The sequence below is a fragment of the Novacetimonas hansenii genome (assembly GCF_014843995.1).
Classification (GTDB): domain Bacteria; phylum Pseudomonadota; class Alphaproteobacteria; order Acetobacterales; family Acetobacteraceae; genus Novacetimonas; species Novacetimonas hansenii.
On record NZ_CP062147.1, the window covers coordinates 998592 to 1012853 of the forward strand.

The 14262-nt window shown below is 63.8% G+C and carries 14 protein-coding genes and 1 tRNA gene; 3 read left to right on the forward strand and 12 right to left on the reverse strand.

From position 1 onward, the window contains the following. Positions 1–255 precede the first annotated feature (255 nt). From IFJ82_RS04270 to IFJ82_RS04325, 12 genes are all read right to left on the reverse strand, one after another. Positions 256–331 (reverse strand) — tRNA-Phe (locus IFJ82_RS04270). A 59-nt stretch (positions 332–390) separates the two neighbouring features. Beyond that, entirely contained in the window at positions 391–597 is a 207-nt protein-coding gene (locus tag IFJ82_RS04275; RefSeq protein WP_003622226.1) for a DNA gyrase inhibitor YacG, read from the reverse strand. Next, positions 590–1693, reverse strand: coding sequence for a ribonuclease E/G (locus tag IFJ82_RS04280; protein WP_192266326.1), 1104 nt, complete (start codon positions 1691–1693; stop codon positions 590–592). Before IFJ82_RS04280 ends, IFJ82_RS04275 begins: the two co-directional genes overlap by 8 nt. 2 nt (positions 1694–1695) lie before the next feature. Next, positions 1696–2325: a Maf family protein gene (locus tag IFJ82_RS04285; protein WP_062809388.1), complete on the reverse strand. Its 630-nt coding sequence runs from the start codon at positions 2323–2325 to the stop codon at positions 1696–1698. A 16-nt stretch (positions 2326–2341) separates the two neighbouring features. Continuing rightward, positions 2342–2560, reverse strand: coding sequence for a translation initiation factor IF-1 (infA, locus tag IFJ82_RS04290; RefSeq protein WP_003622234.1), 219 nt, complete (start codon positions 2558–2560; stop codon positions 2342–2344). Positions 2561–2681: 121 nt separating this feature from the next. Next, positions 2682–3995, reverse strand: a complete 1314-nt coding sequence (gene hisD / locus IFJ82_RS04295) for a histidinol dehydrogenase (RefSeq protein ID WP_040512981.1) — start codon at positions 3993–3995, stop codon at positions 2682–2684. A gap of 8 nt (positions 3996–4003) precedes the next feature. Then, on the reverse strand, positions 4004–4666 hold the full coding sequence (gene hisG, locus IFJ82_RS04300) for an ATP phosphoribosyltransferase (RefSeq protein WP_040512984.1): 663 nt from the start codon (positions 4664–4666) through the stop codon (positions 4004–4006). 217 nt (positions 4667–4883) lie between these two features. Then, on the reverse strand, positions 4884–6146 hold the full coding sequence (gene murA, locus IFJ82_RS04305) for a UDP-N-acetylglucosamine 1-carboxyvinyltransferase (RefSeq protein ID WP_075595614.1): 1263 nt from the start codon (positions 6144–6146) through the stop codon (positions 4884–4886). A gap of 12 nt (positions 6147–6158) precedes the next feature. Then, positions 6159–6713, reverse strand: coding sequence for a dCTP deaminase (dcd, locus tag IFJ82_RS04310; RefSeq protein WP_003622238.1), 555 nt, complete (start codon positions 6711–6713; stop codon positions 6159–6161). A gap of 110 nt (positions 6714–6823) precedes the next feature. Further along, complete coding sequence (locus tag IFJ82_RS04315) at positions 6824–7072, reverse strand: hypothetical protein (protein WP_225578774.1); 249 nt, start codon at positions 7070–7072, stop codon at positions 6824–6826. Positions 7073–7135: 63 nt separating this feature from the next. Next, complete coding sequence (locus IFJ82_RS04320; RefSeq protein WP_080545546.1) at positions 7136–8290, reverse strand: aromatic ring-hydroxylating oxygenase subunit alpha; 1155 nt, start codon at positions 8288–8290, stop codon at positions 7136–7138. A gap of 255 nt (positions 8291–8545) precedes the next feature. Next, on the reverse strand, positions 8546–9778 hold the full coding sequence (locus tag IFJ82_RS04325; protein ID WP_192266329.1) for a glycosyltransferase family 4 protein: 1233 nt from the start codon (positions 9776–9778) through the stop codon (positions 8546–8548). Between the two features lie 218 nt (positions 9779–9996). On the opposite strand from IFJ82_RS04325, the gene IFJ82_RS04330 reads away from it, so the two are divergent. The 3 genes from IFJ82_RS04330 (at position 9997) to thrS (ending at position 14174) form a co-directional block, all read left to right on the forward strand. Then, the gene (locus IFJ82_RS04330) at positions 9997–11082 is read left to right on the forward strand and encodes a tetratricopeptide repeat protein (RefSeq protein WP_225578775.1); all 1086 of its coding nucleotides are present in this window, start codon (positions 9997–9999) and stop codon (positions 11080–11082) included. 219 nt (positions 11083–11301) lie between these two features. Continuing rightward, positions 11302–12204, forward strand: coding sequence for a glycosyltransferase family 9 protein (locus IFJ82_RS04335; RefSeq protein ID WP_192265726.1), 903 nt, complete (start codon positions 11302–11304; stop codon positions 12202–12204). A gap of 41 nt (positions 12205–12245) precedes the next feature. Beyond that, positions 12246–14174 carry a threonine--tRNA ligase gene (thrS, locus tag IFJ82_RS04340; protein ID WP_192265728.1) on the forward strand — a complete coding sequence of 643 codons (1929 nt, stop codon included), beginning with the start codon at positions 12246–12248 and terminating at the stop codon, positions 14172–14174. Positions 14175–14262: the final 88 nt, after the last annotated feature.

A 14262-nucleotide genomic window follows, 5' to 3' on the forward strand; every position in this document is an offset into this window, starting at 1 on the left:
GGGTGCTGGCTCTAACTTCTCGAACAGTCCCCATTGGCAAAATTAAGTGCGGTCTTTGTCTGTGCCAGATCCGAAGATGAAAGTCGGAGGAATCGTTTTTTTCCATCCCGGCGATGCCCCATCCAGACGATGCCTTGTGAATGGGGTGTGAAAAGCTTCACAAAAATCCTCAATACCCTGCCAGTCATGGCGAGAGATGTGAACTCCCCCTGCTTTTGGCGAGGGAATGAAGGTTTCATATTTTGGGAAATGAAATGGTGCCCAAGGGCGGGATCGAACCACCGACACTGCGATTTTCAGTCGCATGCTCTACCAACTGAGCTACTTGGGCACCGGAGCCGTTGTCCGGCAGGCCGGGGCGGGGTGAACCGCCCTGACGATGTGCAGGCTTTACCCTACCTCTTCATCGGGATCAACCCGTCTTGTGTGATTTTCGTCCATATCGTTGAAATCATTGTCGGCGGGCACGCGATATTGCCCTGTGAACCAGCGCCCAAGGTCGATATCCGCGCAACGACGCGAACAGAACGGGCGATAGGCCTGAACCATCGGCTTGCCACAAACGGGGCAGGGCGGTGGCGTGGCGGGATCAGTCATTATCGTACCTCCATCCTGATGGCGGCAGGTCGGGCGCGATGGTAACGCGCAGGGGACATCCCGTCAGGCGTGTGAAATCCTCCACCCATGCCGGATAGGTCCGCATCATGCGCACGATATCACATCCGGCCTGTAATGTGACCGGCCGGGGCACCTGCATTCCCCTGTAATCCCGGACCTTCTGCCGCAGCGAACGCAACAGCCGTCCCGTTACACTGTCCAGCAGTTCATGCAGGGGGGGATGGATGCGCGGACGCACGATTTCCGCCAGCCCCAATGCACTGATCCCCAAAAAGCGCGGACGCAGTGGGTCCGCCGCCAGCGCCTGTTCAATCGGTTCGGCCAGCGCGCGGCGTTTGCGTACCGCAAGGCCGGCCGCATCCACGACGATGGCCCCCGACAGGTTGCGCAGCCGTAACTGGTGCAACAGTTCGGGCAAGGCCGCACGATTCGCGGCAAACTGCGCGGTCTGCTTTGGCCTGCGATCCATGCTGGTATGTCCGCCATCCATGTCGATGGCAACCAGCGCGGGCGTGGGCGTGATGGTGGCAGACATGCCGCCTGGCAACGCGACGAACGGATCAGACAGGGATTCGGCCATCATTTCCGTCTCTGCGTCGAACGCCATCGGCTGGCGTTCAATCCGGGCATGCAGAGCCTGGGGCAGGCGCGCGCCCACGGCGGGATCGTCAATCACGACGATCGCGTCGGGCCAGCATGCGGCCATGCGTTCCACCGGCCCGGCCCCGCGTGATAGCAGGGCAGGTGGTCCTTCGGCACGGGTGTCGGGAATGCCACGCAGGCTCAGGCGCACGCCCTTGCCCCCCTGTGCGCTGCGGCTGACGCGCACCAGTATGGCGGTGCCCTGCGTCATGGGGCCGCTGCCTTCGGAATCAGGCAGGAAACCGGCTTGGCCATCTGTCAGGTCAACGAAGGTGCCACCAAGTGCCGGGACATGGGCGCTGACACGACCGCGATACAGATCGCCCACCCCGTCAGGCAGGTCAGGACGCCATAATGCATAATCCAGCAGCCGGTCGCCATCCGTCAGCGCAACCCGCAATTCCCCCGGGCCGCTTGCCACGCGAATCAGCATGTTCACGCAATCCAGTTCCCATCCTGCCCACGCAGCATTTGCGCGACCTCGAACAGGGGCAGGCCAACCACCCCTGAATAACTGCCGGACAGAAAGCGCACGAATGCCGCCGCATGCCCCTGCAGGGCATAACCCCCGGCCTTGTCGCGCCAGTCGCCCGCCGCGATCAGGGCATCGACCTGCGCAGGGATCAGGCGGGAAAACGCAACCGTGCTGCTGACAATACGGGTGCTGGTGCGGCCTTTCGCCCATGTGGCGCTTGGGCACAGTGTCACGGCAGTCAGCACCGTATGCCGCCGGCCCGACAGGAGGGACAGGCAGGCGCGTGCTGTCTGCTCATCCTCTGCCTTTGGCATGATGCGCCGACCGACGGCGACCACCGTATCGGCCCCGATCACCAGGGCGGGGAAATCAAGGGTGGCTGCGACGGCGCGGGCCTTTGTGTCGGCCATGCGCAGCGCATAGGCACGGGGAAGTTCCCCCGGCGCAGGACGTTCATCAATATCGGCGGCAATGACCTGATCAGGCTGTACGCCGACCTGTCGCAGAAGATCAAGACGCCGGGGGGAGGCAGAGGCAAGAACAAGCTGCGTGCCCGTTCCCGTGACGGAGGAACCGGGTGTCCGGGTCATGATCGGGCGATCCGTCTTATTTAAAGCGGAACGTGATGCGACCCTTGCTCAGGTCATAGGGGGTCATTTCCACATTCACCCGGTCACCGGCCAGCACGCGGATGCGATTTTTGCGCATCTTGCCGCTGGTGTGCGCCAGAATCATGTGTTCGTTATCCAGCTTGACGCGGAACATCGCATTGGGAAGCAGCTCGGTGACCGTGCCGCTGAATTCGATCATGTCTTCCTTGGACATCGTATCCTTCAATCGTATTGGTTTGGTGGGGTGAAAAAAGGCCAGACACGACGCGGAAATTATTTCCGCATCGTGCTGACAGGAATACAAGGGTGGATATGTGGGGATTGTTCCCCCATGGTCAAGCTTTACCCGACCCGCGCGTCAGATCCTCCAGCCGGATGGACACGCTCATGGCATGCGCATCCAGCCCTTCGGCCCGCGCCAGCGCCACGGCGGCCGGGCCGATCGTGCGCAGGGAGTCCGCATTTGCGTCAATGAACGTCGTGCGTTTGAGGAAGTCGAATACCGACAGTCCCGATGCAAAACGTGCGGTGGAACTTGTCGGCAGGACATGGTTCGGGCCACCGACATAATCACCGATCGCCTCGGGGCAGTAACGGCCAAGGAAGATCGCGCCCGCGTGCCGCACCTTGTCAAACACCGGCTGTGGGTTGTCCATCACCAGTTCAAGATGTTCGGGCGCGATGCGGTTGACGAGTTCCACTGCCTCATCAAGGGTCCGTACCGTGATGATGGCGCCATGCGCGTCCCAGCTTGCGCGGGCGATCTGCGCGCGGGGCAGGGTCTTCAACTCCGCCTCCACCGCGTCCTGCACCGCCTGCGCCAGTGCAGCGTCGGGCGTGATCAAGACGGCCTGCGCCATGGGGTCATGTTCCGCCTGCGCCAGCAGGTCCAGCGCGAGGGCGCGCGGGTCATTGGCATCGGCCGCGACGATCACGATTTCGGACGGCCCCGCGATGCTGTCGATTCCCACGCGGCCGAACACCTGACGCTTGGCTTCGGCAACATAGGCATTGCCCGGCCCGACCACGCGGTCGACCGGCGCGATGGTCTTGGTGCCATAGGCCATGGCCCCGACCGCCTGCGCGCCACCAACGCGATAGATCTCGCTCACGCCGGCACGGCGCGCGGCGGCCAGCACCAGCGGATTGAGCACGCCATCGGGCGTCGGCACGCACATCGCCAGCCTGCGCACCCCCGCGACACGCGCGGGCACGGCATTCATCAGGACGGAGGAGGGATAGGCCGCCGTTCCGCCCGGTACATACAGCCCCACAGCGTCCAGCGGCGTCCAGCGCATGCCAAGCGTCACACCCTGCGCATCGACATAGCGCAGGTCATCGGGGAGCTGCGCACGATGGAAGGATTCGATGCGTGTCGCCGCGACGTCGAGTGCCGCGTGTAAAGACAGCGAGACCTCGGCGCAGGCGGCGTCGATTTCCGCATCCGTGATCCGCAGGCGATCGGGTGTTATCGCCATCCGGTCGAACCGCCGGGTGAATTCACACAGCGCCGCATCCCCATCCCGGCGTATGGCGGCCAGAATTTCCGTCACGGGGGCATCGACACGCGCCGTGTCGCTGTCCCGATCCGCCAGCAGCCGGGCAAAGGCAGCATCGAAATCAGGGCTGCTGGTATCAAGGCGGTTCATGGCCGAAATCATCCCTCGGTCTGTGTCGTGCCGGACGCAAGGGCCTGGCGGAAACGGTTGATGATGCCCCCGATACGTTCGGGCTGTGTCTTGAACGCCGTGCGGTTGACGATCAGGCGGCTGGTGATGTTGGCGATGGTGCGTACCTCCTCCAGCCCGTTGGCCTTCAGGGTGGAGCCGGTATCCACCAGATCCACGATCAGGTGCGACAGACCCAGCACAGGGGCAAGTTCCATTGCCCCATGCAGGTGTACGATATCCGCGTTGATCCCCTGCGCCGCGAAATGCCGCCGCGTGATGGAGGGGTATTTGGTTGCGACCCGCACCTGCGACCAGCGTGCGGGATCGTCCGACAGGTCACAGCCACGCGGCTGTGCGATGGAGATGCGGCATCCCCCGATGCCAAGGTCAAGCGGCGCATAAATTTCGGGATAATCAAATTCCATCAGCACGTCGGCCCCGCACAGCCCCACCTGTGCGCCGCCAAAGGCCACGAACGTCGCCACGTCGAACGAGCGCACGCGCACCACGTCAAGGTGCGGGTCATTGGTGGGAAAGCGCAGCAGGCGGCTGCGGTCATCGGTGAAATCGGGGCCGGGCACAATGCCCGCCGCCTTCAGCAGCGGCGTCGCGGCCTTCAGGATGCGGCCCTTGGGCAGGGCGATGATCATCGGGCTGTCCGTTTCCGGGACAAGGCTGGAGGCCGGTGTCAGGACGGTCACTGAATTCTCCGAACAAGAGGAAACGCGCCCGGACCGCAATCACAACAGGCGTGACAGGCGCAACATGTCGCCTGCGCGCATACCACATTGTGCCGCCCCGCAGAAAGGGCGCTTTTCACACGGCAGCCCTTTTGCACGGCCCGTCCGGGCGGTTTCGCACCTGTTTTCAGCCCGCGACACGTTCGATCTGTGCCCCGCACTGCGCAAGCTTGCGTTCCACCGCTTCGTAACCACGGTCAAGGTGGTAGACACGGCTCAGGATCGTCTCCCCATGCGCGGCAAGCCCCGCGAGGATGAGCGAGAACGACGCCCGCAGGTCAGTCGCCATGACCGGCGCGCCCGACAGGGAATGCACGCCACGGATGATGGCGGATGACCCGTGTACGTTGATGCGCGCACCCATGCGGTTGAGTTCGGGGACATGCATGAAACGGTTTTCAAAGATCGTTTCCGTCACCATCGACGCGCCTTCTGCCACCGACAGCAGCGCCATGAACTGTGCCTGCATATCAGTGGGGAAACCGGGATAGGGTTCGGTCATGATGTCCACCCCACGCAGCGCGCCAGTGCGCCGCACCCGCAGGGCGCCGTCTTCTTGAAACACTTCTGCGCCAGCTTCCTCCAGCGCGCGTACGACCGCGCCCAGATGTTCGGCCCGCCCGTCGATCAGGCGCAGGTCCCCGCCCGTGATCGCGGCGGCGCAGGCATAGGTGCCGCATTCGATACGATCAGGCATCACGCGGTATTCCGCCCCGTGCAGGGCGTCCACACCGTCGATCACCAGCGTCCCGCTGCCCGCGCCGGTAATGCGCGCGCCCATGGCGTTGAGGCAGGCGGCAAGGTCCCCGATTTCGGGTTCGCGCGCGGCATTGACGATTTCGGTGCGCCCCTTTGCCAGGCACGACGCCATCAGCAGGTTTTCCGTCGCCCCCACCGATGCGAACGGCAGGATGATGCGCGCGCCGGTCAGCCCTTCGGGGGCGTGGGCGTTGATATAGCCATTTTCAAGCGTGATGCGCGCGCCAAGTGCTTCAAGCCCCTTGAGGTGCATGTCCACCGGCCGGGTCCCGATCGCACAACCGCCCGGCAGGGAGACCCGCGCCTCCCCGCAGCGCGCCAGCAGTGGCCCGAGCACGAGGATCGAGGCCCGCATCTTGGAAACAATGTTATAGGGGGCTTCGGTGTTGGTGATCTGCCCGCCGATCGACAGGACAGCCCCCGTGCCGTCCACGTCTTCCACCTTTACCCCGTGCTGGAGCAGCAGCGTGCGCATGGTGCGGATGTCCGCGATGCGCGGGACGTTCGAAAGCACCAGTGTTTCGGACGTAAGAAGCCCCGCGACCAGAAGCTTGAGCGCCGAATTCTTGGCGCCCCCGATGACGATATCGCCATGCAGGCGATGCCCGCCGCGAATGATGAAACGGTCCATGGCCCTGCTCTCCTACATCCGTGGCGGGGCGACGCCGCGCTGTCCCATATATTTTCCCGCCCGGTCGGCATAGCTGACCTCGCACGGCGAAGCGCCCTGAAAAAACAGGAACTGGCAGATGCCTTCATTGGCATAGATGCGCGCGGGCAGGGGGGTCGTGTTGCTGATCTCGATCGTGACCTGCCCTTCCCATTCCGGTTCCAGCGGGGTCACGTTTACGATGATGCCGCACCGGGCATAGGTGGATTTGCCAAGGCACACGACAAGGGTGTCGCGCGGTATGCGGAAATATTCCACCGTATGCGCCAGGACGAAGCTGTGTGGCGGAATGGTGCACGACTCGCCATGACGGGTGACGAAGCTGTTTTCCGCGAAATTCTTGGGATCGACCACCGCGTTGTCCACGTCGGTGAAAATCTTGAATTCCGAGGCCACCCGCGCGTCATAGCCATAGGAGGACAGACCGTAGGAAATCACGCCCTCGCGGTTCTGTTTTTCGACGAAAGGTTCGATCATGCCGGATTCGACGGCCATGCGGCGAATCCATGAATCAGGCATTATTGGCATGGGGTCCCTTTCTTCGTGCGTCATGGCGGGGTGTCCCGCCGCAGGCGAGCAGCGACCACTACCGAAGGCAGTCGAGTCGTGCAATCGTGTTATGCGTCGATGCAGCTGCTTTATGTGGACGGCGTATCGTCGTGCGGGGTGTGTGCGCTGTCCTGTGCGGCGCCGCCGTCCGGCAGGACAGCGGATGCGGCGATGGGCGTGGTGCGCGCACGGGTCTGCTGCTTGCGACGGCGCAGGTTGTCGCGCAGGGCCTGGGCCTCGCGCTGCTGGCGGGCGCGGCGTGCGGCCTCGGCGCGTGCGCTTTCGGCTCTGGCCCTTTCGGGCGGGGGGGGCGCGTCGGTCATGCTGGCATCACTCATGTCAGGCCCCACCGTGCGCCGGGCTGGTGCGCGGTGGGGTGGGAACGTGCGGCGTCGCCGGGATCAGGCCGCGCTGGTGGGGGCAGGATTCGTGGTGTCGGGCATTCCCTTGCCCGCGGGAACGCCGCTGCGTGCCAGCAGTTCACGCAGTGCCTTGACCACGGGGAAGATTTCCACGTTACGGTCGCCGCCCTGTTCGTTCCATGCCTGCTGCTCCATCTCCACGATGTCCTTGTCCTCAAGGAAGATGCGGTTGGTGAACCAGCCCAGCGCGGGCCAGATCAGGTCGATGAGCAGCGGCGTCTGGGGGCGCAGCACCGCCAGCAGCCCGAAACTCTGTGTAACGCGCTGGTCCTTGTCCACCGGGACATAGGCCGTCCACAGATCCATGATCAGGTCGCCGTCCTTATCGTGGATCTGCAATGTCTGGTACGGATATGTCGTGCGGATGGTCACGACCTCCTCAACCGGCTGTTCCGCGCCCTTGAGGTCCTTGTGCTTGCCAAAGATCAGCCGTTCGGCCAGTGGCTGCTGACCCGCGCTGCGCATGAAGCTGTAGCGTGCCTCGATAAAGTTTTCGCCTTTGTCCTGCCCCAGGAAACGCGCCTTGATCTGGCCCATCTGGCGGCGGTGCAGGAACTGGTGGTTCATGTCCATCAGGTTTTCATGCATGAACGTGTAATGGCAGTTCACGCGCGGGCTGAACCGCTTGGTCTTGAAGGCCGGATCGTCCACGCTGCCCAGCTTGGGAAAGGGGACGGTGTCTGCCTTGGCCGGGTCGCCGGGGAAGATGAATACAAGGCCACCCGCCTCCCGGCAGGGATAGGTGCGCACCCCGTTCGGCAGCTTGCCCTTGCCAAGATAAGGCACGTCGATGCACCGGCCAGAGCGCCCGAACGCCCATCCGTGATAGCAGCAGCGCACGGTCTGTCCGTTGACGGTGCCCTTGCTCAGGGGCACCTGCCGGTGGGGGCAGCGGTCATACAGGGCAAAGACGCTGCCTTCCTCGGGACGGACCAGCACGATGGGCACGCCCGCGTAACGCACGCCGAACGTCTTGCCCCGGCGCACCTGTGATGACCATGCGACGGGGTACCAGAAATCGGGGTCCGCATCGACGGTGCGCAGGTCTGGCTGTGGGGTGGCGGGGGGGACCGGTGCGGTTGTGGCCTGGTCCCGTGTCGGGGCCTCCGTCTGGACAGAAAGTGTATCGCTCATTTTGAGGCCCCGAAATTCCTGTTTGTCATGATGTGCGGATTTTATCCGATCCGCTTGCATGGTGTATCCATGAAGTCCTTGCACAAGAATTTCAATTGCCTTGCGCATTGGAAATCCCCCCAGCGCATACGCCATATGTCGTGTGGGGGAGGCTGCGTCATCTTCACCAACGACGATGCGACAGATCAATGCCGCAGGGGGGGCTGGCGTGTCAGGCTGTCGCGGCATCCTGTCATGCCCGTGGCGCGGGGAAGGTCAGGACGCCTGCTGTTCCAGTTCATGATCGGGCGCCATGTGCCCGGTATTGTAAAGGAATGTCTCGGCCAGATGGGTATTCAGCAGTTCATCATAGACCCCGAGGGTCGCGTACTGCATGCCCTGGCTGGTGTAATGCGCCATGACATTCGCGCGTGCCTGTGTCGCCATCATGGCGTGCTGTTCCGGCGTCATGCACAATGCGGCGCGCACCGCCTCCGCCAGGGCGGCGGCGTCGCCGGGGGGGAAGGTGAAGCCCGTAACCCCGTCTTCCACCGTTTCCAGCGCGGCGCCATGGGCGGCCACAACAACCGGGCGGCCCATGGCCTGCGCCTCCACCACCACACGGCCGAAGGGTTCGGGCCGCAGCGACGGCACGACCACAAGGTCCGCCAGCATCATGACCGCCGGCATGTCCGCGCAGTGCCCGGTAAAGCGCACCCGTTCGCGCAACCCGGCCTCGCGCGTTTTTTCCACCAGGGCCTGCGTATGTTTGTCGCGTTCCTTTGCATCACCGACAAAGACACAGATCCATTCCCGTCCGCATCCGCCCGTGCGTTCCATCCGCGCCAGCGCGTCCAGCAGCAGCATCTGCCCCTTCCACGCCGTAATCCGGCCCGGCAATACGATGATGGCGGCATGTTCAGGCAGGTCCCACTGATCCAGCAGGTTCTGCACCCGGTTGCCACGCACGCCATGCGGGTCGAATCGCGCAACATCCGCCCCGCGCGGGATCAGGCGCAGCCGGTCGTCACCCACCCGGTATTCCGTGCGCAGGCGCTGCGCGATGTAGTCGCTGACGGCGATGACCCGCCGTCCCGACGCCATGACCGCGTTATAGCGGCGTTTGCCGGGGATGGTGTTGCCATAGACGCCATGCCACGTCGTCACCAGCGGCACACCGGTGCGACGGCATGCGGAGGCGGCGGCCCAGGCGGGCGCGCGTGAACGCGCATGCACGAGGTTGACGGAATATTCGCGTATGATCTGCGCAAGGCGCAGGGAGTTGCGCAGGATGGAAAGCGGGTTTTTCGGCCTCAGGTCCAGATGGACCGGGGTTGCCCCGACATAGCGCAGGCGGGGGATCAGGCGCCCGCCCGCGCTTGCCACCAGTGCGGTGCCGCCCGCCTGTGTGATGGCCTCGGCCATTTCGATGGTGCCCTGCTCTATGCCGCCTGATTCAAGCGCGGGCAGGACCTGGAGAATGACTGGGCGGGTGGTCACGAATTCCATTTCGGAATGTGTATCACGTAAGTGACAGTTCTGCACCGTCTGTTGCAACGTGGGGGGGCTATCATGGCGTCAGGGTACTTGACCTTGGCGGGGCAGGGGGCGACGAAGGAACCATTATGATAGCTTTTGCATGCATGTTTCCGCACGCCGGCCCCCGGAGTTCCGCATTGCATCGGGCGCCGTGCGGTGCCGTTACGGGGCGGTGGATGGTGTTGTGCATGCGTGCCATGCAGGTGGGCATGGTTGCTGTGGCGCTGGAGTCGGCGGGGGGAAGCGCGCGCGCGACCGTCGTGGGGGCCGATGCGGCCGAAGCCTCTGCCCCCAATGCCCCGCGTCCGGGTCAGGTTTCCCTTCATACGGTTGCCCCCGGCACGCCTGTCCGTACGACTGCCCGTACGACTGCCGGGATGGGGAACGGGGCGGCGCGGAATTTTTCCTTTGCCGCCTGCCAGGCGCAATTGGCCGATGACCCTGATGGCACCCGCGATTATGCCGACGACTGGCAGGACCATGGGGGCGGGGCGGAGGCTGAATATTGCGGGGCCTTGGCAGACATGGCGCTTGGTGATGTGGGGGATGCTGCGGCCACCCTGGATCGGCTGTCGCGTGTCGCCCATTGGCCACAGGGATGGGTGGCCCCATCCCGGCACCCGCCGTCACCCCCCGTTCCGTCCCCATCCGTCCCGTCGCGCGCCGTTACCGCATCGCCGGGCGACACCACGCCACAGCCCGCCGGAGTGGTGGGCGGGGGGCAACAGGCCGGGACACAGGCCGGGATACAGGATGGAACACAGGCCGGGCCGCACGATACGCCCGAATCCCTGCGCCATCGCGCCCATGTGGCGGAAGAGGCCGCGCGGGCATGGCAGGCCAATGACAGCCCACGCCAGGCGCTTGACAGTGCGACATACGGGCTGTGGCTGGACCCGCATGACATGACGCTGCGGGTGATCCATGCCCGTCTTTGCGTGGATATGGGCATGGCGCAGCAGGCGGTTGCCGACCTGACGCCTCTGCCGGGGGACACGGCCTTGCGGGTGGATGCGCTGGTGACGCGGGCCGCCGCCAATCGTGCGCTGGGTCATATCGACCTTGCCGTCACAGATATTGCCGCCGCCCTTCAACTGTCGCCGCATAATGTGGCCGCCGAACTGGAATGCGGCATCCTGCACGAACGTCAGGGCCGGATGGAGGACGCCCGCGCCGACTGGCAACAGGTGATCGCGCTTGCCCCCGATTCGCATGAAGCGGACCTTGCGCGGCAGGACCTTTCGTTGCTGGAGGCCGATCCCGCTGCTCCCTGAGGGGGCGGTAACGGCGCAGGAAGGCAAAAGGACGCTTTGCGAAAGGTGCTGGCCTGATAATCTGGGAGTATCCAATTTGGTATTGGTGTGAATTCTTATGTTGATCAGTGGGTATTTAAAATCTCTCCCCTGATCTGTCTGAAAGGTGCCGCACCCTGACCGCCTGCCATTTTTCACTATGTTATCAAGATCATGTTTGACACAGCCCCTGGAGGTCACATGCGGCGCATCCTTGTCATCCGGCTGGGTGCGCTGGGTGATTTTGCCCAGTCCTTTGCTCCTTTCGCCGCCATTCGCGACCATCATCGCCATGACAGCGTGACATTGCTGACGACCGCGCCCTTTGTTGAACTGGCGCGGGCGTCGCCATGGTTCGACGATGTCCGCGTCGATGCCCGCGCGCCGTGGCGCAACCTGCGGGCGGTCATGGCGATGCGTGCGCTGCTGCGGCAATATGATTTCATTTATGACCTGCAGACGTCGGGTCGTACCACGCGTTATTTCCACCTGTCGGGACATCGCGCATGGTCGGGCATCGCGCCCGGGGCACAGGCACCCCATGACAACCCGCAGCGCAAGGCCATGCACAACCGCGCCCGCCAGCGCGACCAGCTGCGTCGCGCGGGCATTGCGGAGGTGCCAGACGCCGATATTTCGTGGTTGTCGGGATACGGGCCGCGCCTGCCGGGGCCATATGTGCTGCTGGTGCCGGGTACGTCGGCGGCGCATCCGGTCAAACGCTGGCCCGTGGAACGGTTCGCAGGGCTTGCCACACGGCTGTGGGCGGGGGGGCTGCGCCCGGTTGTCATCGGTTCGCGCGCCGATGCGCCGCTTGCCGCCACCATTGTCGCCGCGTGCGATGCGACAGTGGACGTGACGGGGCGGACGTCGCTGCTGGACCTTGGCGGGGTGGCGGCGCGCGCCGTGGCCGCGGTGGGGAACGATACCGGGCCGATGCACCTTGCCGCGGTGATGGGAACACCAAGTGTCGTGCTGTTTTCGCGCGCGGGTGATCCGGCACTCAGCGCGCCATTGGGGCGTACGCCGGGGCAGGTACGGGCACTGTGGGCGCAGGATCTGGCCACATTACACATTGACAGGGTTGCAGCCGCGCTCCGCTGACGCCATTACAGCGTGACACATTTTTATCGGAGCACCAGAACATGCCTGCCATCACCCTGCCTGACGGATCCGTACGCCGCTTTGACGGGGCGGTGACGGGCACTACGGTGGCGCAGTCCATTGGCGCGGGCCTTGCCCGTGCGGCGCTTGCCATGGAGGTGGACGGCCACCTGATGGATATCGGCCGCGAAATCGACCACGACGCCCATGTGCGTTTCGTCACCCGCAAGGACGCCGAGTCGCTGGAGATGATCCGCCATGATGCCGCCCATGTGCTGGCCGAGGCGGTGCAGTCGCTGTGGCCGGGAACGCAGGTGACGATCGGCCCGTCGATCGAAAATGGCTTCTATTACGATTTTTATCGTAACGAGCCCTTCACGCCCGAGGACTTCCCCCGCATCGAAGCCCGCATGCGCGAGATCGTAGACGCCAATGCCCCCTTCACACGTGAAACCTGGCCGCGTGAAGAGGCGATCCGTTTCTTTGAGGAGCGGGGCGAGCGGTTCAAGGCCGAACTGATCCGTGATCTGCCCGAGGATGAGGAAATCTCCATCTACCGGCAGGGGGAATGGCTGGATCTGTGCCGTGGTCCGCATCTGCGCGGCACGGGCGACATCGGCAAGGCGTTCCGCCTGATGAAGGTGGCCGGGGCATACTGGCGGGGCGATCATCGCAATCCCATGCTGACGCGCATTTACGGGACCGCGTGGCGCGACCAGAAGGAACTTGACGCACATATCCACCAGCTTGAGGAAGCGGAACGGCGTGACCACCGCCGTATCGGGCGTGAAATGGGCCTGTTCCATATCCAGGAAGAAGCCGTGGGCCAGATCTTCTGGCATCCCAAGGGGTGGCGCCTGTATTCTGTCCTGCAGGATTACATGCGCCGCGCGCAGACCCGGAACGGGTATCAGGAGGTGCGCACCCCGCAACTGGTCGATCGTGGCCTGTGGGAAGCATCGGGTCACTGGGACAAATACCGCCAGCACATGTTCATCGCCACGGTGGAGGACGAGGACAAGACCCTCGCGCTCAAGCCGATGAACTGCCCATGTCATGTGCAGATCTTTCGCCACGGGCTGCGTTCCTATCGCGAACTGCCGCTGCGTATGGCGGAATTCGGCGCCTGCCATCGGTATGAGCCCTCCGGCGCGCTGCACGGTATCATGCGCGTGCGTGGCTTCACGCAGGATGATGCGCATATCTTCTGCACCGAAGAACAGATCGCGGATGAGACGGCGCGTTTCGTGCGTATGCTCTCGGCCGTGTACCAGGACCTTGGGTTCGAGCATTTCCGCGTGAAATTCGCTGACCGCCCGGAGCAGCGCGCAGGCAGCGACGATACATGGGACCGTTCAGAAAACGCGCTGAAAGAGGCGTGTCACATGGCGGGTGTCGAATACGAGCATAATCCCGGCGAGGGGGCATTTTATGGCCCGAAGCTGGAATTCGTGCTGCGTGACGCCATCGGCCGCGACTGGCAATGCGGCACGTTGCAGGTTGATTACGTGATGCCCGAACGCCTTGATGCCACCTATGTCGGGGAGGACAGCGCCCGCCATCGTCCCGTCATGTTGCATCGTGCGATCCTTGGGTCGTTCGAACGTTTCCTTGGCATCCTGATCGAGCAGCATGCGGGGCGTTTTCCGATGTGGCTGGCACCGGTGCAGGTCGTCGTTGCATCCATCGTGACGGATGCCGAACCCTATGCCCGCGAAGTGGTGGAGAAGCTGCAGGCGGCGGGGGTCGTGGTGGAAGCCGACGTGCGTAATGAAAAGATCAACGCCAAGATTCGTGAACATAGTCTTGCGCGTGTGCCCGTCATCCTTGTGGTGGGACGCAAGGAGGCGGAGGAACGGACTGTCGCCCTGCGTCGCCTGGGGGGCAAGGTGCAGGAAATCGTGTCGTTGGACGAGGCGGTCACGGCTCTTGCGCATGAAGCAACCCCGCCGGACCTGCGGCGGTCCTGATTGAACAAGGTGCTGATAAAAAACAGATAAAAATTTCCGGCTGCTGCCTTTTTTTAAAAAAGGCAGCAGTATTTGAAGCTTTCTGGAC